Here is a 20242-nt window from a genome sequence, read left to right on the forward strand (position 1 = left end):
GCCGCGGCGGCCGGTGGAGACCCGCGGCTCGTGTCAGATTGGCGATGTGGCGTTGTATCAGCGTCAAAGACGCGGAACTCGTAGTTCCTATCACGGAATCAACGCTGCATCGACAACTCGACACACAGGTAGTTGAGAGTACCGGAATAGGTGTGAGCAGTTCAAGTGAGCGGGCATTGCTAGCCGACGCTCTTTATGTGAGGAGTCCGCTCTCCCTCGCGCGGTGCCTACTATTCCCTTCGTGGGTGCCTGTCCTCCCCTTAACGCAGAGCATTCTGCAGCACTGTGGCGAACCGCTCCATCCCCGTCCTCATCACCGGAATGCTATTCCCCGCGAACGAAAACCGTATGGAGAGCTGTCCTTCCAGCTTCGTGTCCGCGTCGATCGTCGTACTGTCTTTTCTTTCGACGTTCCGGTAGACGGAAGTCGGTTGAGAGTCGTGTGGGAAGAATTCCGTGCCCGGGACGAAAGCGATCTCGTGTTCTATTGCGTCATCGATGAGCGATAGCGTATTCACCTGAGGACGTAATTCCTCCGGGAAATCTATCCACACAAACATGCCGCCATCGGGGTCGGTAATGTGCGTCCCGTCAGGAACGATGTCAAGTAATTGTGTGCGCAGGGCATTGCATCGTGCCTGGTAGGTTGCCCGCATCGTGTCCAGGGCGCGGTCACGAGAGGAGACGCCGTCCGGTTCTACCCTGTCGAGCCACAGTGCGGCAGCGCGCTGGTCGATCACGGACCCGTGGAGCGTCGATACTTGTTTGGCGACCACCATTGGTTGGAGTAGCCAATCTGGTATCAGGGCGGCTCCGATACGGAAAGCGGGTGACAGGAATTTCGACAAGCTGGCCAAGTAGACCGCGCCGGATTCGGACTCGTAAGTGTGGCAGAGCGGTTCGCGCGCGTTCCCGTCGAAGGCTAAGGGAGAATAGGCGTCGTCCTCAACCAGTAGACTGCGGTGACCTGCGAGAACACGCCGCACTTCATCCTTCCGACGCTCGCTCATTGAACGGCCGGTGGGGTTTTGGAAGACCGGGATGAGGTAGGTGATGACGGGGTCATAGTCCCGTAGTGCACGCTCGAGTTCGGAGGGGATGATGCCGTTATCGTCGCAGGGCACGGGGATGACCCGCGCTCCGACCATGGTGAATGCTTGGATGGCCGCGGGGTAGGTGGGGGCTTCAACGAGGACCGTGTCCCCTGGGTTGATGATGACGCGGGCGAGTAAAAACAGTATTTCTTGGCTGCCGGTGGAGATGAGTATGTTATCCGCGCGAGCAGGCAGGTGCCGGCGTTGCATTTCCCGCGCCATTGCTTGCCGAAGTTCGGGCTCGCCTTCTGTCACGGAGTATTGGAAGACGTCCGGACCGCTGTCGTCTAGCACCGTTCGGACGCATTCCGTTATGCCCGATGCGTCCATGAGTGTGGGGTCCGGGGCTCCGCCGGCGAAGCTGATGAAGTCGTCGTGGCTGATGTATCCGAGGAGGTCTCGGGTCATGGAGCGGGCGACGTGGGAGAATTCGCGGTTGAGCGGTAGCAATGGGCTCCTCTGGGTCGGTCGGTCTGTCGTCAAAGTGTCAGGAGGACACGCGCGGGTTTATTTGGGCTTCGGGGATTTCTGATCCTTTGTTGGCCCACGCGTCCATGATTGTTTTCATGGTTCCATTATCAATGAGCTCTTGCGTGGCGGCTCGAATGGCTTCTGCCAGGGCTCGATTGTTTTGCGCGACGATCGCCGCCTTGGGCGCCCGGTTCACAATGCTGCCGACGGTGTCGAGGCGCCCTTAGGATTGGTTGACTGCGTAGGAGACTATCGGCGAATCTGCCACCATGACGTCGGCTTTTCTTCCCACGACGGCCGTGGACGCGTCTGTTTGGTTTTTGTAGCTTTGGATGGTCAGCTTCTCGCCGCTTCCGCAGTGGGACGCTTCTTCGGTCACAACTTCTTCGTGCAAGGACCCTGTTTGCACAGCTACGGAGTGCCCGCACAGGTGCTCCGGGTCGACGTTTTTGGGGTTTCCTTTGGCGACGCCGAATGCTCGCCCGGAGTCATACAAGCTGACCATGTTCACTTGTTTCATTCGCTCTTTATTGATGGTGAATGCGGAGATTCCGGCATCGAATTTCGTGCCGACGGAGGGGATGATGCTGTCGAATGTTGAATTGCGAATATCTGCGTCGAGGCCCATCACGCGGGCGAGTGCCCGCGTGAGGTCTATTTCGAATCCTTCGAGGGTCTTACCATCGGAGCCGACGAACTCTGCAGGCGCGTAGTCGGCCGAGGTCCCGACGATGAGCGCTCCGCGAGACTTGATTGGTTCCGGCACTGTCTTCGCGATGTCATCGTTGGTGGTGAGGGCATCGATTGTGGACTCTATTGCGTTATTTCCAGTTGGGCTTTCCTCGGATTTATACGTGCAGCCGGACAGCACTCCCGCGACAACGAGCGTTAGTGCTGCAACGATGGTGGCGCGGCGAGTAGCGCATTGACTGTCGCGCTGCGGTTTATGCGTCATCATCTGGCTTGGGGTTGAGTTGCGATTCGGAAATGAAGGAATCTTCGGTTCCCCATTTGGCCAGGATTTTCTTCATCGTCCCGTCGTCGATGAGCTTTTGGATGGCGGCATGGATGGCGTCGGCAAGTTGCGTGTCATTCTTGGCGACGATGGCGGCTTTAGGAGTGGAGTCGACGACCTTTCCGATCGGCTGGACGCGCCCTTTGGATTGCTTCTCTGCATAATCGACGACGGGCGAGTCGGAGAACCAGAGGTCAGCTTTCCCTCCTGCGACGGCGGTGGCAACATCTGCGGAGTTTTTGTACGACTGGATCGTGACTCCCTTTTTGCCGTTGTGTTTGCACTCGTCGTTCTTGTCGTTGGCCATTTCTTCGTAGACGGACCCGGTGAGGACGGCGACGGAGTCACCACAAATGTCGCTGGGGTCGATGTCCCGTGGGTTGTCTTTGAGCACGGAGTATTTGGTCCCCGATGTGTACAGTGTGACCATGTTGGTGTGCTCGAGGCGCTCGGGTTTCACGTCGAACGACGAGAATCCTGCGTCATACTTGGTGCCGACAGATGCCACGAGGCTATCGAAGCTTGCGTTGGTGAATTGCGTGGTGAGTCCGAAGAGGTCTCCAACGGCTTTGGCCATGTCTATTTCGGCACCTTCGATGGTTTTTCCATCATTTCCGATAAATTCGAGTGGCGCGAAGTCCGCCGACGTTCCAACAGTGAAGGTGCCTTTTTGTTTCAGCGCTGCGGGGACGGAGTTAGCGATGGCATCGTCTTTAGGAACCGAGATCGTTTCGGTGAGGTCGTCGGCTGTTCCTGCCCCTTCGGAGTTATAGGTGCATCCGGCAACGCTGACGCCGACGAAGGTTGCACACATTCCCAGCGCGGCGACAGTGCGGGCCAGCATGTAGGGCCGTTGTGTGCCCGCGGCTGACTGTCCCGGTGCCGTTGACCGACGGTGGGTCGCTGTGCGCGGGAAGCTGGACCGCACTGAACGCAGAAAATTCATTCCTTGAATTTTATTTACCGTTTTCGTGCAGTTCAACTGTGCGGATGAATAATCACTGCATGAATTGGTGAATTTCTCCATTGGTGGCTTCCACACTGACCCTCGTCAACCCACCTGTGAGTCCTTGAGATTTACGCTAAGGGTTTTACGCTAACTCCAGGATGCTGCAGCCGAGCGGTTGATATCGCTCATGGAATCATTGCTGTCTGCCACTGCCCTTGCGATCGTGGCGAGGACTTGGTTGAGGTCGGCTGCGGCGGTGTCCCATTGTTGCTGGGCTGCCTGATATGCGGAGGCAGATTCACCGGTCCAGGTGCTGACCATGGGAGCTAGTTGGCTTTTGAGTTCATCGAGTAAGCCGTTGATACGTGCAGATGTTTGGGTAATGTCTCCGCTGGCTGCTGAGATGTCGCCGAAGCTGTAGTGGATCATGTCGGTGCTCATAGTGCTGTTCTCTTTCTTCCTTATGTTTTCGGTGGTTGGTCAGGGTGCTGGCGCGAAGGCTTTATAGAGACAGGCCGCCTAGCTGGGTGAATGATGCGGCGTTCTGTTCTTCGGTGGTGGCGAATGCTGAGGCGTTCGCGCGAATGTTGTCTGATATGGAGCTCAGCGCTTCACGGAGCCGAAGCGCGGCGTCGTTCCATTGGGCCATGAGTTCGCCGAATGCGACGCTGGCGTTTCCTTTCCACGCTCCCGCTACGCCGTCGACGGTGCCTTGTAGGCGTTGAAGCTCTGCTTGGACTTGGTCATTGACGGCGTCCACTTTCCCGGCCGTCGTGGTCATCAGTTCGTGTTCGGTAGCAAAAAGCCCGCTCATTGGTTCCCCCTGTGTTGATATTGGATTCCGCCCCCACGGCCTCGTTACAATCCCGAGGTTTTCCGTGGTGTTGTAGCGGTGTATGAGTACAGACTCATCAGTCGTCGATCGGTTCCCACTTATTTAATATTTTTTCTGGCGGATGCCTTTTCGCACCCACGATTAACTGTCTTGACCCTATATGCTGGGAAAATGCGCCTACTGGCATGGATTTCCGCATCATGAGGGCATGACTTCTGCACTGCGTGCGGCGGTCGAACATGCCGCTGTGCGTTTCGCGGTGAGTTCCCCTTTCCATTGGCATCCGACGCTGACTTGTTTTCCTTCTTGCAAAAATGTCGTCCACTGAACCACCGATCCACCTTCTGGGCGTTCTTCGTAGCTCACGGCACCTTGCCGCCACGCGGATTCGGGCGCGTAATTGGAAACTCAGCGCGAGTTTGGACCATTGATTCCACGTGCTCACGGAGGTGTGCGTCGGTCACGTCGGGTTGAACGGGGTGCCCTGAGACCAGGACCCGTATGTCTTCATCCGCAGGGTCTTCCAAGATGAGCCGCTCTGGCGTCGACGAGTGAGACCGTATCCATCCAGAGGTCAAGGCTGCCCGCACAATTCCGTTATCGACGATTCCGCCTGGCTGATCATGGCGGTCGCTACTTGCTGGCGTGGCGGATAGTGCTGTTTGTCCCCCGGTTGCGTCATTCCCCTCTGCCCGTTCGTCGCCATCAATGTGTTGAGAGTTGGCCTCTGCTTGATTCGTCTGCTCATGATTTCCGCCGCTGCGCAGCGTGACGGCGAGAGCTGTACCAATAAGAACAAGGGTGCACATGGTGACAGCGAGCGCATTGCGGTGGCGGAGTAAAAACCCTCCACGGCGATAATCCCGGCGCGGCGGACGAAGATCAGTTACCTTTCGTTTCGTGGGATTCGGTGAAACATCCTTGTCCGTCCGCACCCTGTTGGGAGGATTCTGTTGGGTTCGCCCTCCCCGGGGCAACGCGGTGTCATCCCCGCTGCGATGCGTTTCGTTCCCGGCGCGGTGAGCCTCGTTGCTCATAGGACGAACATCGTTGTGCGAATCGCGCGAGAGAACTCCGGCCATACGCGCCGAAATCTCTATCTCCTCGATGCCGACGCGCATCGCGGGAATGGACGCCTCGTTCAGCTTCTCCAGGGCATATTCAACAAGTTCGGCACCCCGACCCGGCTTATTTGTAGCCTTGTCTGTAGCGATGACGAGAACCTCAACGCCCTCGGGTCCGATCAGGTCTCGTTCACGGGAACTCGGGACTCGTCCGGTCTCCACGGCAGATTCGATTTCTGCACTGACGACGGCGATCAGGGGGTCCATGAAGGACTTTCCGTCGCCGATGGGGACAAGGTCGGTCATTGCTTCGTCGGCAGGAAGTGTCAGTGCTGTTAGCCCCGCGTATTGCCCTGCGATGTGGAGGACGAACGAAATAGGGCGAAGAGCAGGCTCAATGCTACAGAGCGCGTCGGACATCGGGAGGATGGTGGGTGCGCTCTCTGTTAACGCCGAGCGCGCGAAGGAAGGATCAGTATCCGGGTGCTGATACCGCTGTGCATCATCGTCGACGTAGTTATCAGCCCACCGCTTCCGACGAAGTAGCCCCCACCATGACGGGCACAAAACAATGCGTTGTTCGGTTCGGCTGTTACGCCCGATGGAGACAACGTCCGGGAGGCTCTGGCCTCAGCTGGACTCGGTGTGTCTTTTTATACGAGCCTGATGATTATCTGGAGGCATCGTCGGCGTAAAGCTTGGTGACGCGTAGTTCCTTGTCGTCGTACTCACAGTCACGTAGTTCCCCCTTATGTCTCAACCCCGTTTAATTTTCGGTGCTATTTCTGTTCGGTGTTATTACTGTCTGCCGTGGTGGTTTCGGCTGCATCGGCGTCATCCGTGTCAGTGCCGCTCGAGTTATTGGCATCCGCGTCAGTGCCGGCAGGACTACATTTCTTGTTCTCTTCTTCGGCACTGTCCTCCGGTGAAAGCTGCGCGCGTGCGAAATGAATTTCGCTGGTCGTCCCGTTCACAACGATGTGCGCTCGGCCTGGAATAGCTGGCCGCAATGGCACCCCGAATAATGGACCATCGTCTTTATCCGCGGACAGCAGCGCGACTACCCCGTTGATGGCACGCATTCCTGCGAGTAGAGGATCGTGAGCTGCGCGCATCATTCCTGATGCGCGTCGCGCCACGACAATATGGACCCCGATATCGCGAGCATGTGGAAGCACACTAACAAATCCACTCATGACGGATGGCGAAATCGTGAGAAGGTCGTAGTCGTCGATAAGAAGAAAAATCTCTGGGCCGGACCACCATGATCTGTTCTTCAGCTCCTGCGGAGTGATGGAATCACCAGGCAGACGCATGTTCATGGTGGTGGTCAGCTGGGCAATCAAAGTGTCTGCGGCGGAGGGTGTCGAGGCATATCCGGCGTCATAATCGCTCGGGACTTCTGCCAGCAAGGTTCGTCGTGGATCAATGACGACGATGGCCGCGGTTGGCACATCATCCGTGCTTGTTGCATCAACAGTGCTCGTCGCATCAGCTGCAGAGCCATCGGCTTTCGCGTCTTCATCCGTCGCCGGTTTCTTTCCGAAATTCTTCGGCTTATACGCGCTTGTAATGCCGTGAATGAGTGAGCGAAGCGTCGTTGTTCGTCCACTCTCCCCTTTTCCAACGATGAGCATGGCCGGGCTTGCCACCGTTGACCACGACCACGTTGATAGACGCACGCTCTCGCGGCCCATCGCGATCGCTGGAGGAAGAACGGGGTCGAGTTCCTCACGTGTGAGGACGTCGGGAAGAACCCGTAGCGCGGGAACTCGAGTATCTCCTCGTTGCGCTGCTATGCGCGTCACCTCGGCAATATCTTGGTTCGTTGAGTGAACGACCAAGGCATGAAGGCTGGTCCCTTTCCATTTCGCGATTGCTCGGCCTGGTCGGCTGGGTACCCGTTCAGATAATTTCCTATCAATCAGTGACTCCAGGGGGTCCCCCAGCGATAATTCAACTTTCGTTCCGAGTAAGTCACGGATCTGGGGCCGCAGTGCGGACCATCTATTGGCCGTAATGATGACATGAATTCCTACCGAGAGGCCATCTGCGATGAGGAGCCCGAGAGCATCAGCCACGTCGGGGAAATCTGTCGTTATGACGTGCCACCCGTCGATGACCACGAAGATGTCGCTAAGCCCGTGGTCGCGGGCAGCATCGACGCTGGACCATCCCCGCCGAAGCCATTCCTCCCTACGGTCCTCGGCTAACACAGCGACTTCATTGACCAGCCGAAGGATGCGGTCATGTTCATGACGGTGAACCACGGCAATCGTGTGCGGCAAACGTTCCAGAGTTCCTAGACCGGATCCGCCCATGTCCAGGACATAAAACTGCGCCTGATCACTGGTACGGGACAACGCCAACGTGGTGACCACACTTCGTGCCGCGGTTGTTGTTCCTGACTGCGGTCCGCCAATAATGCCGATATGTCCGGCTGATCCCCGCAGGCCAATAGTCCATGGGATTTGACGTTGGGTCCGTGGTGCGTCGATCAGGCCGATCGTTATCTGAAGACCTTCGTTGGAACAGGTGTGGTCACGTGTGAGACGACGAGTCCGAGTATTCAATTCGGACATGGTTAAGACGTCAGGTAAGGGCGGCAACCATATCGTTCGGGCAGGTACGAAGCGCGCCACCTCCGATGCGCAGGGTCCGTCGATGCTCAATCTGTCAATGGCAATGCGCAAAACTGTTGATGGTTGTGGCGACGCTGCCAACCCGGCGGAGGAACCAGCAGCCTCCGATGCAACGGAACCATTCCAGCGTCGGGAGACATAGGTGGCGCGAAATGCGGTAATGGAATCTCCACCCACTCGCGCGAGACCATAACCGGGTTCCTTGGGAAGAGTGTGGGCGTCGTTGACGCCAAGAACGATCCTCGACTCCCCTGCAGAGAATGTGCGAAGCCCGATGCGGTAACTCAGATGGGCATCGAGACCCCGCAATCGTCCTTCTTCCAGGCGCTGCGTCGCTAAAAGAAGATGAACCCCCAGAGAGCGTCCCAATCGACCAATCGCCACGAAGGTGTCGATGAAGCCAGGATGTGCACTCAATAATTCCGAAAACTCATCAATAATAATGACTAGTGCTGGCAGAGGCGGATAATCACCGTCATCACCAGTTCCGCGACCAGAATATTGACGCCGCAGATCGGCGTATTCCACCGAGGACGACACACCGTGCGCCCGAAGAAACTCTTGACGCCGGGTCAGCTCCCCCTGGAGAGCGTCCTCCATACGATCAACAAGCGCGGATTCATCGTCCAAGTTCGTGATCACCGCTGCAACATGGGGCAACCGTTCCATACCGATGAACGTTGCGCCACCTTTGAAATCAACAAGAACGAGATTGAGCTGTTCAGGTGAATGCGACGCCACAAGCGAGAGCACCAAGGTTCGTAATAATTCGCTTTTGCCAGAGCCGGTCGCACCGACGCATAAACCATGCGGCCCCGATCCACCCTCGGCGGATTCTTTGATGTCCAGGTAGAACGGGTCACCGTCACTGTTAAGACCTAATGGGATGCGAAGACGCTCCGCACCCCACTTTTCAGTCCATGCAGACGACGGTGAGACCAGAAGAGGTGTCGCCACACCGAGCACAAGTTCTACTTCGTCGATTCCTTCCGAGGAGTGCTCAGCGAGCACGGCATCTGTCGGCCGTGTGTACCGTGCCATCGAGCGGGCGAGAACATCAAGTTCCTGCTCGGAAAGCGTATCGGCCTGGGCAAATGTATCCAGACCCGACGTCGTTAATGCGGAAATCATCCCATGATCGGCCCGAAGCGCGATGTCCTCGTCCGCAGCGTGAGCTTCCCACTGGTCCATCACATGCCGACGCTGCTGGCGCTGGGTTTCCGGCATCACATCCTCGTCAGGCGTGCCGACGACAATCACGCTGGTCACCGCCGGGTGATGGGCAACGGTGAGAGGCACAGCACCGTCGATAATGAGAACAACTTGAGGCCCGGAGTCATCTCGAGAGCCAGAGGCTCCAGACATATCCGACCACAATTCATCCAAGGCCGTCACGACTTCCTCGGGATCGGAGAACGCCTCCTGACCGTCCGAATGGGGAATCCATGGCAGCCACGGCCACGATCGCGGATGGCCGCACACCATAATCCGCACAGCCTCCGGACCATGCAGAGTGACTAACTGGGCCAGCAGCGAACGAACAACTTTCCGCCCGTCGGACCCACCGATGTACACCGTCGAAAAGTCACCCAGCGCCAGGCACACAGGAACATCCAAGAGCACCAATGATTCTCTGAGCGCGCGACGCAAGGCCAGGGCACAAATCGGATCAATATCCTCCACAGCATTGGTTTCCCCAATACTCACGTGGGTTCGCGCACGTTGAGACGCGGTTCCGATGCGCACATGGGCAAAATCGTCGTCGTACCGACCCCGCTCCCACATGCGGTCACTTCCCACAAAAAGCGTCAAGGCATGAGGATCGGGATCCACAAACTCCATCATGGAGCGCTGCTGTTCAGCGTCTTCCCTGGATTCCCGCCGGCATCGATCAATGTGCCTCAGATACACACGGCGTCGTTCGTCGACAGACTGAGCCTGATTCCCCGTCACCATCCCCACCATGGACGCGACCATGATCAGCGGAAAGAGATAGGTCATAGGGTTGGCGGCGCTTCCGGAAACAACCATGATGGCGACCATCCCGAGCACCGCGACCACCATCACTAAAGGCAAAAGCCGACGAAAAAGCGGCTGTTGAGGGGAACGCGGGGCCTCGGGCGGCTGATCGACAGGGATTTCACGAGGGGCCGGAAGCTCCGGGCACCACCTGTCGGCATAAGGAACGACTGTCTGCATCGACGTCGCTGTGGAAGACTCATCGTTCCCGTCGGCACGCTCAGGTGAACGACGCACCACCGACTGCGCGGATGAATTCCCCACTGAATGCCCCCTATCCACCTGCGGCTGATAACGATATACACAGCATGGATCCCCTCAGACTGTGCAATGTGGGTAGTATATGCGAAACTTGTTATCCGGCATAGCATTCGGGGGAAATGGGGGATACATGCCATACACAAACACGCGTGATTATCGCAGGTCAAACACATATCAGGCGGGGGAAAACAACGAATTAACGACGAGCCCACGGATTGATCTAACGCGAACACGAATACGTATCATTCTTGAGCTGCCCGATGAATCATTCGCCAGTTTGGGATTTCAGCAAAGCGATAGCGGTGAAAGAAATGAATCGGAGAATAATGATGACCGTGAATTATCTGTTTATCCTACTGACTTTTCAGAACATAACTCTTTATTCAGTAACCTATTAATCAACGACGATCTCCGCGAATCTCTCTACCGGCATTGTCTTGATGTCACGGTGCTTACGCACCAACCGGCAACAGAATTAATTAGTGACCTGGTGGATTCTCTCCGAGAACGACGGGTTCTTGATACCGCTGCCCCACCAACACCGTGGCGGCTTATAACCAGTAGCGGCCGCACTATCCGGTATGACGCATCATTGGCGGATTATGGGGTTCAACCTGGCGATACACTCTTGCTAACCACGCGTCCGTGGTCCGGCCACGATATTCACATCACCACAGCGGAAGCGCTATCCCAATCCCGTGATAATCACTTTTTCGGTCACATCATTAACCGCGGAATCTTACCCATCACGATTATGACGTTGGTGGCATTGTCGCTTATTCCCCAACTGGTCAATGTGATTTCCAAGAATTGGGGACTCTGGGACGAAATTACGTCGATCACCCAACATAATCCACCCTTGGCCTCCCCGGATGGGCATGGGTACTTCTTATCTCTCTTCGCTTATTCGTCACTATTTCCGTGGTGGTGTCTCGTCGCTGTTGCTTTACTCTCCTCTTCTTTTTGCGTATTTCTTGCTTATATTAAGACCCACCACACAATAAAGACATCGGATATAAGTGCGAGCAAAGAAAAGGGAACAGACTACGCATCCTTGTGGACTCGGAATTCTCCCCCGCATAGTTCCTATATCGTCGAATCGACAGCATTGTGGTGGGCGGCTGCATGGGCGCTGGGCACTCTGAGCTGGTCATCTCCCTGGATGGGGGTATCCCTCGGCTGTCTCTGCACAGCATTGGTGTGCGGAGCAGTAACTTTCTTCCACCTCAGTGTTCTTAAGAAAAATTCCACAACGGTGGCAGGTAGGTCAGTGGCGGGAATTCCCGGCGCGATTAATAAATCATCGGACATCATTCCCGCCATCGCCCTCCTCATGTTTTCCGGGATCATGGTTCTCCCGCTGGGACTAACTTTCTTCTCCTTCGTGACGCCTCAAGTCGTGTTTTGCGTCTGGCTGCTGCTCGCACTTTTCATCCATTCGTGGACCGGGATGCTCGCACTTCGCTGCGCTGGGGTTCGTCCGGACCCTGTGCCGTCGACGGGGAGTGAGCTCGATGAGGCCGATAGCCCGCCTCTCCCCGATCGCGCACACCGTGTCCACCTGGCGCACGACATTCATACGGGCATGTCCACGGGCTGCGCGGCCGTCATCGTTCTTTCTGCTCTGTGCCTCGCGTGGTCCTCTCCGTCGGCGGGAACAGCGTCGCTCATCCTGGTCATTGCTATCGCCGAGGGGCTTCGTGCGCGTCTGCAAGCTCGATATTCAGTTCAGGCTTTGGCTCGAGCAACGTCGCTCGTGTGCCTCGCCATTACATCGCTGACTCTGTTTTTGGCTGATTATCCCGTCGGGACGATGCACACGGTGGCTCTAGCAGCCGGAACGTCTGTTTTCGCCTTGCTGTTAGTTATTCCCGTCCTGCCGCAATGGAGAGTAACGGACCCTACGATTCAGAAGGCGATTGAGATTATGGAAGCCATCATGACGGCTGCGGCGATCCCTCTCGCGTTGTGGGTGGCTGGGGTTTTCACCGTCATTCGTGGGCTGGGGTAATCGCCATGCCACGCTCTTTAAGGATCCCTACCTCAGCCCATTTCTCCTATATCTCCGCCCCATCTACCAGCCAGAAAGTTGGTTTTTCTTCACGACGTACCCTCGCGTCCGTATGCGTCACGATCGGGGTTTTATCGTCGACGATCATCGATTCTCCTTGGTCGGTCGGACCTCCGCGGTCATACGCTGCCGACGTCGACACCCGTGAAAACCAATGTTCGCGCGGTTTGACGGAGGTCGAATTAGCCCGGCGCGGTTTCGCCACGGATATGCTCACTCCTGTGGATTCCTTACCTTCGTTGGCCGAGGCTCAGCGTTTGGCAACGGGTCGGGGAATCACGGTGGCCGTCATTGATACGGGGGTAAATCGCCATGTCGATCTCCCGACGCTGGTCGGTGGCGGGGATCTTTTGGGCGACACCGATGGCACTGAGGACTGCGATCTGCACGGAACAATCGTCGGCACGATTATCGCTGGTCACGGGCGTGCGCGTGGGGTTGCTCCGGATGTTAAATTGTTGTCGATACGGCAAACGAGCGCTCACGCCCAGCCACGTCCGCGCTCTGGGGACGGTGAAGGCGGGCAGCCTGCGTCCCCTTCAACCGGGTCCCCGAAAACGGGCACCTTAACCGGTGTTGCGGACGCTATTAATAGGAGTGTCGACGCGCACGCACGCGTGATCAATATTTCGGTCGCTGCCTGCACAGATCCACGGATGGAGCCCGAGGGGATCGAGCATCTTCGTGGTTCGCTGGATCGTGCCGAGAGCGCCGGGGTGACAGTGGTCGCGGCGGCGGGGAATTCCACTGGTCCGTGTCATGATGGAATGAATGCTTATCCTGCCCATGAACCGACGGTGATCTCGGTGGGGGCCGTTGGCGGTGATCGTCATCGGCGGGCGGATTATGCCCTCGCCGGCGGCGATATTACGGCCCCGGGTGGTCCGGTGATGGGTCCTGAGCTGGGGTCATCACCAATTATGGCGGCCACTGATCCTGCGGAGATTCAGCGGAATCCTGCCATGGCGGAGGAACCAACCCCTCAGCCTTTTGTCGGGACGAGCTTTTCAGCCCCGCTCGTATCGGGCACGGTGGCCTTGATGCTCGAGGTTGCTCCGCATTTGAGTCCATCTGATGTTCGGCAGATTCTTGCGGCGACGGCAACGCCGGGGGCTGGGTCTCAGGCGGGGATGGTTCACCCTGCTCGGGCGGTGGGAATGGCGCGTCGGCACGCGGAGTCTGGGGGTGTGATCCCCACGGAGTCTCGGGAAGCGTCCGATCCTGACATCACCATGCCCGCTTCTGCTACTCACCACTCCCACCGCCGCATGGTGATAACCGTGATTGCGATCCCGTTCACGATTCTGTGTGCGGTGGGTGCCGCGGTCATGGTTGCTCGGCGGCGACAATAATTTTTGACGCGCGATCGCGGGAGAGGTTTTCCCCCTCAGCGAGATGCCGGACTACCGACCACGGTGCCACTGTGGGAGTACGAAATCCCAGGATCTGCAGCGTTTCCAATGAATCCACGGCGAATCGTCGGCCGTCCGAGCTCACGATCGCATACCCCGATCCGGTGTCAACGGCCACCGCGTGGGCCGGCCCGGAATAGTAGTCGGCAGTTCGTGGAGTGAGCCGTTCTTCTTCTTTCTTGCCGACGGCCACCGCCTGCTCCGCCTGAACGACAGGCACTGCACCATGCGGGAAGGTTGTCGCCTCCGACCACGTGAGGATGTCGGCGTCGCCCACCTCTGCAGATTCGGCATCGGTGGCGGGTCGTTGCTTCTCGCGGGGGCTTGTTACCGTCCCCGCACAAAGCCGCCCCTCTCGCGGAGCCCACTCAGGTTTCTCCCCCGGTATGGTTCCCCAGTTCAGTTCGTCGGCCGTCGGTATGTCTGAAATGTCCGCCGGGCTCACTCGCTCCACCACCACGCCTGGTCGCGAAAGCAGCAAACGAGCATGCACGGGAGCTAGAGGAGCAATTCCGTGGTCACGCACAACGTAAACGTCACCGTCGTCGACAGCTGCGTCGTCGCGTGTGGTTGCCCCGGAATCATGGGAGGGGCTATTACCGACGGTCTGTCGGTGTATCGATGAAGGGTCTGCCGTGCGCCCCGCGGACGAACCGTGCTGGTCAGCGATGATCACGGTACCGATGGTGTTGAAGGGGCGACGTAAACCAGACTCACCTCCAGCCGGCATGGATGATCGAATAGTACGAACATCATCGACGCGGGGGATCGCTTCGACGAAGGAATCCGGGACATCCCGAATGATCGATGAGGAAATGCCCAGTGCCCGCGAAACCGCTGGCTCGGGGATGGAACCGCGCTTGGCGAGGAGTGAGCGCCGATATGGATGTCCGTCGGACGAATCCGGGCTGATCAACCACATCCCACTTTCTGCCCGGAGAATCGCCGAGCGAGCATCGAGTGGCATGGACTCGGCCACCGCCACCGATAACGTGCCGCGGCTATTCTGACCAGGTTTTACGTCATTCTCGACGTCGTCGGCCCCCTCGTCATCAGCACTCTTACCCTCGTTGTAGGCAGCTTTCTTCACCAAGGAGGATGCGCCTGGAGCGCGGGAAGGCATCTTCTGTGCACCAGACTTATCCGTGGAGCGAAGGCCATCTGCCGACCGAGATTTGTTCGATGACCGGGGGTTATCCGGCGAATGGCATACTCCCCACGATCTCTCCGTCGATTCCGCATTCCCCTGCGGTGGCAAATCGGACGGCCCCCGGAGCCCGATAAACTCCCCGCGTGACAAGGATGCTAAATTCTTGCTCGACACTCGGTGAGCTTCTTCCGCTTTGCCCACCACGAGCCGCGCCGATGCCAGATCCGTCACCGGGTGGAGCGTGTCGTCGACGCGCACGAACATTTGGCCGGTATCTGCTGCGATCAGAATCGTGTGGTCTCCAATCGCGGGATCGGGCCGCATCATGGCCATAATCCCAGCACCGGCGATACCGAGAACGCTCAGCACAACACCGATCGCCAAGGCTCGGCGTCGGCTCCCGGGAACGTCGTGAACCATGCGGGTATCCGCACAAACCAGGGCCTGTTCCAGCTGCTTACGAACAAATCGGTATCCAGCTAACTGTGCACTGGACGTCGGCTGCTGATAGTCCTTACCGCCACCGGCGGATGCACGTCCCCGCTGGTGGTCGCCGTGACCCGGCCCATCGTGGTTCGAACTTGCCATGATTCCCCCGTAATCCCCCATTTTCTGCAGATCCTGCGTAGTCGGCAGGTTTCGCTGCGCACTCCATAACCTACATCATTGCCAGGACAGAACTTCATCTTCAGCTAATGTGGCTGGCATGGAGAATCTACCGGATAACGACACCGCTTCCGATACCCCTACCCCTTCACCCCATGCACCCCATGTCGCGCCACTCTCGGATGATCCGACATCGTGCGCTATGGCATTTCGTAACCTCTACAAAGCTTTCCGAGGGAAACCAGCTGTTAATCAATTGAATTTGGACATTCCCCGCGGGAGTTTTTACGGTCTCGTCGGCCCTAATGGCGCGGGAAAGACCACAGCGATCACGATGTCCACCGGTCTCCTCCGCCCGGATCAGGGTTCCGTATGGGTCAATGGAATTAATGTGTGGGATAAACCCGCAGCAGCAAAAGCAACTTTCGGGCTCTTGGCTGATGGTTTACCCACTTTTGATCGTTTGTCAGGAAAAGAACTTCTCCAATTTTCTGGCGCTCTACGCGGAATGGATGAGGGAATCGTCGAGAAACGCGCTAATGAATTACTCGATGTTCTCGATCTCAAAGAATCCGCAAATAAAATTGTCGCTGATTATTCGGCCGGTATGACAAAAAAGATTCTTCTGGCTCAGGCACTTATTCACCGCCCCGAACTTCTTATTCTCGACGAGCCGCTAGAAGCTGTTGATCCCGTGTCGGCTCAAATTATCCGATCAATTTTGACGACGTACGTCAAAGCCGGGGGAACAGTCATTATGAGCTCGCATGTGATGGAAGTTGTTGAGGGACTCTGCGACCACGTAGCCATTATGCAAAATGGCAGAGTTTTGGCTAGCGGAACAACCGATGAGGTGCGCAATGGGTCGAGTTTGACCGATACATTCCTCAACCTCGTCGGCGGCGGAAGACTGGCTGAAGGAAGTTTGGGGTGGTTAGCATCATGAGTCAGCCGATTAATCCGAATAACACGGAGCCGGTCTCGGGTTCTCCATCGACACGTGTTCAATCCGCGTCGCCGTCTCAACCATTTCACGCTAGCGATAAGGAAATCCGTTCTGCGGTTTTCCGCTTGCATATGCGTTTATGGAAAAAGTCCTGGTACGAGGGCGCTAGCCAATGGATTCTTGTCATTATGACGACGCTGTACGCGATAGGGGGCGTCGCGTTTACGGCTAGCTCTTGCGTCGATATTGCTCGTAGAACGGGCCGGTTTTCAGCGGCTGCGGTCGGTGCACACCCGGCGGGCGATATGAGTGGACCTATCGCCGACAATCCATGGACCGCTTTCGCAGCACTCGGGGCCACAACCCTGCTCGTGTTGGCTCTCATATGGCCGGCTGGGGAAAATACGGTTCAGCCAGCTAAGTTAGCGCAATTCCCACTTAAACCTTCGTCGCTGGTGAGAGCGTTACTGCCCACCATCGTTGTTCAAAGTCGTGCGATTATTGCCATCGGTGTCACCATAGCCACGATGGTCGCGGTCATCATGTCAGGTAATGCGACAGGACAATGGTTCACGGCGGCCATTGGCATTGTCGGATTAATTTTGGGGATTTCGTGTCTCCTCGTTATTAATCAAGCCCTGATTGTGACATCGAGTTCTAGTGGAGGTAACCGTTCACGCCGAAACTGGCTCTATTTCATTGGCACATTTCTTTTCCTCTTTGTTTTCATTGTTATTCAGGTTTTCGCTTCTGGCTTCGCATCGTCGGTAACCGACACTATTCTTAAGTGGGTTATTCGTATTGCGGGCTGGACACCTCTAGCCTCAGGCCCGGCGATGATCGACGACGCCGCCCAGCACGCTTGGATCAGCCTCGTTATCCGAACCGTCATCACAGTTGTTTTCATTATTGCCGGCCTATACCTGTGGTCGCGGTCCGTCGATCGTGATTTCGCGTCCGCCGCCAATACGTCGGGAGAATCTGAAGATGTTTCTCCACGAGACTCTTTTTACCTCCGTGGAGTTCCCCACACCGTCGTCGGAGCATTATTCTCACGTCAGTTGAAATACTGGGTGAGAGATAATCGATTTAAATATGCGATTTTGAGTTTCCCGATCATGGCGCTCATATTTTTGATTATGGGGATTGCCACGGGAAACAATGGTTTAATCGTCGGCGCTCTGTATATTGCGATTATCGGTAGCTCTAACTTCGCTTCGAATGATTTCGGTATGGATGGACCAGCTAACTGGGTCCACATGGCAGCTGGAACACGGGGTAAAGATATCGTTATGGCTCGCGCTATTGCGGTGATTATTTTCAATGTCCTGTTACTGGTTCCTTGCCTGGTCATCATGGTTCTTTTTGCGGATTTCACCCCCAACCAGAAGGCGATTATGGCTGGCGCGTGCCTCGGCGGGGTTTTTGCAGGTCCCGCGGTCGGCTTATTCCTCTCCGCCTATAACCCCTTCCCCGCTGTCAAACCCGGCGTTAACACAATGAGGAATAACGGACGGCAATCCGGCCCAGCCTTCGTAGCAATGCTTATTGCACTGGCCGCATTCACCATCATTCTTGGTCCGGCAGTTGCTGTTCCACTTATCGGTCTCACCGGGGCGTGGTTCGCCGCTGCATACTCCCTGATTGTGGGCCTCGCGATGCTCGCTGGCTCCATTGCCCTGTCCGCAAAACGAATTGATTCGCACTATCCCGAGATTTTCGCGAAGGTTCGGAAGTTCTTATAGCCTTTCCGCTTTCCAGAATCTCTTATAAGATTGCTCTGGCCGCTCAGCGGCGGCCACCTTTCTTATTTTTAAGGGGTATCTATGGGGGATTTTTTCGTCGTCATCGCCTGCGTCGGCCCGATATTTATCGGATTATTCTGGCGATGGCCGTGGGGCTTAACTACAGGATCGACTCGTGCAGGCTATGGCACATCTAATGCTGCCGGCCAGAGCTCAGCGATCATCGAGCTCTATCCCCTCACTCACGCGTATTCCGCTCCCGTGATGCTCGCAGTCCTCCACCGTGTTGTGCGTTGCCCGATCACACTGAGCTCGACGGCACATACCGGTGCCGACGTTATCGCTTGCTGGGACCACTCGTCCGCTCAGTCAACCACCACGTGGCGACTCTGTGTGGAGCTCCCCACCGCCGATTCGTCGCAGGTCATCTCATATATTCGCAGTTGTGGATGGCAAGCCTGGGTTTCTCCCGACGCTGGCCAGGAACCTGGTTGGGATGGCTATCTTCGTGACGTCCGCGCACTAGCTGAGGATGGTCAGAACAGTTCGGACAACCAGCCTCTACATAGTCCGGCTAGCGTTGCGACTGGTTCTGCGGTCCTGCCGGATTCATCGGGCCGTATCGCCATCATCTCGAGCAACGCTGAACAGGCTAGTGATCGTTCGCTGCAGTGTAGAGCTGCACGACATTTAGCTGAGCGCGTCCGAGCAGCTGGTCGTCGCGTCACTGTCATCACTGATTCACCCGGCGAATGGGTATCAACAAAATTCACGATCGTCGTTCCTCCTGATGGTGAAGCAACGTCCGATAGCCAGGGCGGGGAATGCGATCGCAATTCGATTTTCGACGCCGCGCCGCGTCAATCGTCGGCACTAAAGAATGCTTTTCATCCCCAACGCGACGCTGACCTGGAGATTTGGGACTGCAGCGACGCCTCGATCACGTGGGCAATCACTCACGGTTTGGCGGAGACGATTATCGATATTGTCCGACGGCCCGATTCGCAGCGGTGGCGGGAGGCTCACACCGTCATGGACGCGTCCGACCTCCTGCGGCTAATCGAGCGACCGGATACCCCGAGTCTGCTCCGCACGGGCAGCTAACTCATCGTCAGCAGGGTAATCGACGCCCGTTAGCGTCAGTCCGTTCGCCGGAGCGACAGGAACCATAGGGTGCCGCGAATCATGGGCCAGCATGTCCTCCATAAACCCATCCGGCCGCTTCCCCTCCCCCACAGCTAGAGACGCGCCGACGATGGAGCGCACCATGTTCCAGCAAAACGCGTCGGCCGTCACGCGTGCCTCATAAACGTCCGGCTCGACTGCCGTGGACACCTCATGCCATGAGAAATGCTGCAGGTCACGGATGGTTGTGGCATGGGGACGTGCGCGACAGAACGCAGCGAAATCATGGAGGCCGACGAGTACCTCGGCCGCGTTGTTCATCGAATCGAGGTTCACCGGCCGGTCCCACACGGCGGTGTCGCGAGCTCGCGTCGGCAAGGCCCCGGCGCGATTCGTCGTCACGCGATACACGTAATGGCGACGGAGCGCGGAAAAACGGGCGTCGAAACCGTCGGGCGCAAAGGAACACCCGCGAATCCGGACGTCGGGGCGCAGCAATCGAGCGAAGCGTGACACCAATGTTGACGGATCGTTGTGAATGCTCCGTGTGTTCAGGATGCCGCGCGGAATATCAACATGTGCCACCTGGCCCGAGGCGTGGACCCCCGCATCCGTCCGACCAGCGACAACGAGCTGGACCGGCTGGCGCACCACCGTCTGGAAAGCCTGCTCAATGTCCCCCTGAACCGAGCGAACATCGTTTTGACGGGCCCACCCATGAAAGTCGGTGCCGTCATAGGCGATGTCGAGGCGAAGACGAACCAGGTCGTTCGTGGCGTGGGTATGCTCCGGTTCCGGTTGTGCGGTGGCATTGTCATTCGGAATCACGCTGACACT

The 20242-nt window shown here is 57.1% G+C and carries 16 protein-coding genes; 5 read left to right on the top strand and 11 right to left on the bottom strand.

What is annotated here, in order from left to right; translation table 11 throughout:
- Nucleotides 1-260 precede the first annotated feature (260 nt).
- From CKROP_RS08650 to eccCa, 9 genes are all read right to left on the bottom strand, one after another.
- On the bottom strand, nucleotides 261-1544 hold the full coding sequence (locus CKROP_RS08650; RefSeq protein ID WP_012732360.1) for an aminotransferase-like domain-containing protein: 1284 nt from the start codon (nucleotides 1542-1544) through the stop codon (nucleotides 261-263).
- Between the two features lie 37 nt (nucleotides 1545-1581).
- Nucleotides 1582-1761, bottom strand: coding sequence for a hypothetical protein (locus CKROP_RS10860; RefSeq protein ID WP_012732361.1), 180 nt, complete (start codon nucleotides 1759-1761; stop codon nucleotides 1582-1584).
- Between the two features lie 27 nt (nucleotides 1762-1788).
- On the bottom strand, nucleotides 1789-2523 hold the full coding sequence (locus tag CKROP_RS08655; protein WP_052292412.1) for a transporter substrate-binding domain-containing protein: 735 nt from the start codon (nucleotides 2521-2523) through the stop codon (nucleotides 1789-1791).
- Nucleotides 2510-3526: an ABC transporter substrate-binding protein gene (locus tag CKROP_RS08660; RefSeq protein ID WP_169302967.1), complete on the bottom strand. Its 1017-nt coding sequence runs from the start codon at nucleotides 3524-3526 to the stop codon at nucleotides 2510-2512. The genes CKROP_RS08655 and CKROP_RS08660 overlap by 14 nt, the downstream gene beginning before the upstream one ends.
- A 150-nt stretch (nucleotides 3527-3676) precedes the next feature.
- Nucleotides 3677-3970, bottom strand: coding sequence for a WXG100 family type VII secretion target (locus CKROP_RS08665; protein ID WP_012732364.1), 294 nt, complete (start codon nucleotides 3968-3970; stop codon nucleotides 3677-3679).
- A gap of 61 nt (nucleotides 3971-4031) precedes the next feature.
- On the bottom strand, nucleotides 4032-4343 hold the full coding sequence (locus tag CKROP_RS08670) for a WXG100 family type VII secretion target (RefSeq protein ID WP_012732365.1): 312 nt from the start codon (nucleotides 4341-4343) through the stop codon (nucleotides 4032-4034).
- A gap of 219 nt (nucleotides 4344-4562) precedes the next feature.
- Complete coding sequence (locus CKROP_RS11195; protein WP_012732366.1) at nucleotides 4563-4730, bottom strand: type VII secretion-associated protein; 168 nt, start codon at nucleotides 4728-4730, stop codon at nucleotides 4563-4565.
- On the bottom strand, nucleotides 4727-5995 hold the full coding sequence (locus CKROP_RS08675) for a hypothetical protein (protein WP_012732367.1): 1269 nt from the start codon (nucleotides 5993-5995) through the stop codon (nucleotides 4727-4729). Before CKROP_RS08675 ends, CKROP_RS11195 begins: the two co-directional genes overlap by 4 nt.
- Before the next feature lie 212 nt (nucleotides 5996-6207).
- Nucleotides 6208-10353 (bottom strand): type VII secretion protein EccCa, encoded by a 4146-nt coding sequence (gene eccCa, locus CKROP_RS08680; protein ID WP_012732368.1) that lies wholly within the window; start codon nucleotides 10351-10353, stop codon nucleotides 6208-6210.
- Between the two features lie 127 nt (nucleotides 10354-10480).
- On the opposite strand from eccCa, the gene CKROP_RS08685 reads away from it, so the two are divergent.
- The gene (locus CKROP_RS08685) at nucleotides 10481-12361 is read left to right on the top strand and encodes an EsaB/YukD family protein (RefSeq protein WP_169302968.1); all 1881 of its coding nucleotides are present in this window, start codon (nucleotides 10481-10483) and stop codon (nucleotides 12359-12361) included.
- Nucleotides 12362-12366: 5 nt separating this feature from the next.
- Nucleotides 12367-13773 (top strand): S8 family serine peptidase, encoded by a 1407-nt coding sequence (locus tag CKROP_RS08695; protein WP_012732370.1) that lies wholly within the window; start codon nucleotides 12367-12369, stop codon nucleotides 13771-13773.
- Here the strand turns inward: CKROP_RS08695 and eccB are convergent.
- On the bottom strand, nucleotides 13748-15571 hold the full coding sequence (eccB, locus tag CKROP_RS10865) for a type VII secretion protein EccB (protein ID WP_169302969.1): 1824 nt from the start codon (nucleotides 15569-15571) through the stop codon (nucleotides 13748-13750). The two genes, CKROP_RS08695 and eccB, sit on opposite strands and share 26 nt — an antisense overlap.
- A 118-nt stretch (nucleotides 15572-15689) precedes the next feature.
- Here eccB and CKROP_RS08705 point away from each other — a divergent pair, with 118 nt between their 5' ends.
- The 3 genes from CKROP_RS08705 to CKROP_RS08715 all read left to right on the top strand — a co-directional run bounded on the left by CKROP_RS08705 (nucleotide 15690) and on the right by CKROP_RS08715 (nucleotide 19384).
- On the top strand, nucleotides 15690-16535 hold the full coding sequence (locus CKROP_RS08705; RefSeq protein ID WP_012732372.1) for an ABC transporter ATP-binding protein: 846 nt from the start codon (nucleotides 15690-15692) through the stop codon (nucleotides 16533-16535).
- A complete protein-coding gene (locus CKROP_RS08710) occupies nucleotides 16532-18280 on the top strand; it encodes an ABC transporter permease (RefSeq protein ID WP_012732373.1) in 1749 nt (582 codons plus the stop codon). The genes CKROP_RS08705 and CKROP_RS08710 overlap by 4 nt, the downstream gene beginning before the upstream one ends.
- Nucleotides 18281-18361: 81 nt before the next feature.
- Nucleotides 18362-19384 carry a hypothetical protein gene (locus tag CKROP_RS08715; protein WP_012732374.1) on the top strand — a complete coding sequence of 341 codons (1023 nt, stop codon included), beginning with the start codon at nucleotides 18362-18364 and terminating at the stop codon, nucleotides 19382-19384.
- Here CKROP_RS08715 and truA read toward each other — a convergent pair.
- Entirely contained in the window at nucleotides 19337-20170 is an 834-nt protein-coding gene (truA, locus tag CKROP_RS08720) for a tRNA pseudouridine(38-40) synthase TruA (RefSeq protein WP_041629587.1), read from the bottom strand. The genes CKROP_RS08715 and truA overlap by 48 nt on opposite strands.
- Nucleotides 20171-20242: the final 72 nt, after the last annotated feature.

The sequence above is a fragment of the Corynebacterium kroppenstedtii DSM 44385 genome (assembly GCF_000023145.1).
Classification (GTDB): Bacteria; Actinomycetota; Actinomycetes; order Mycobacteriales; family Mycobacteriaceae; genus Corynebacterium; species Corynebacterium kroppenstedtii.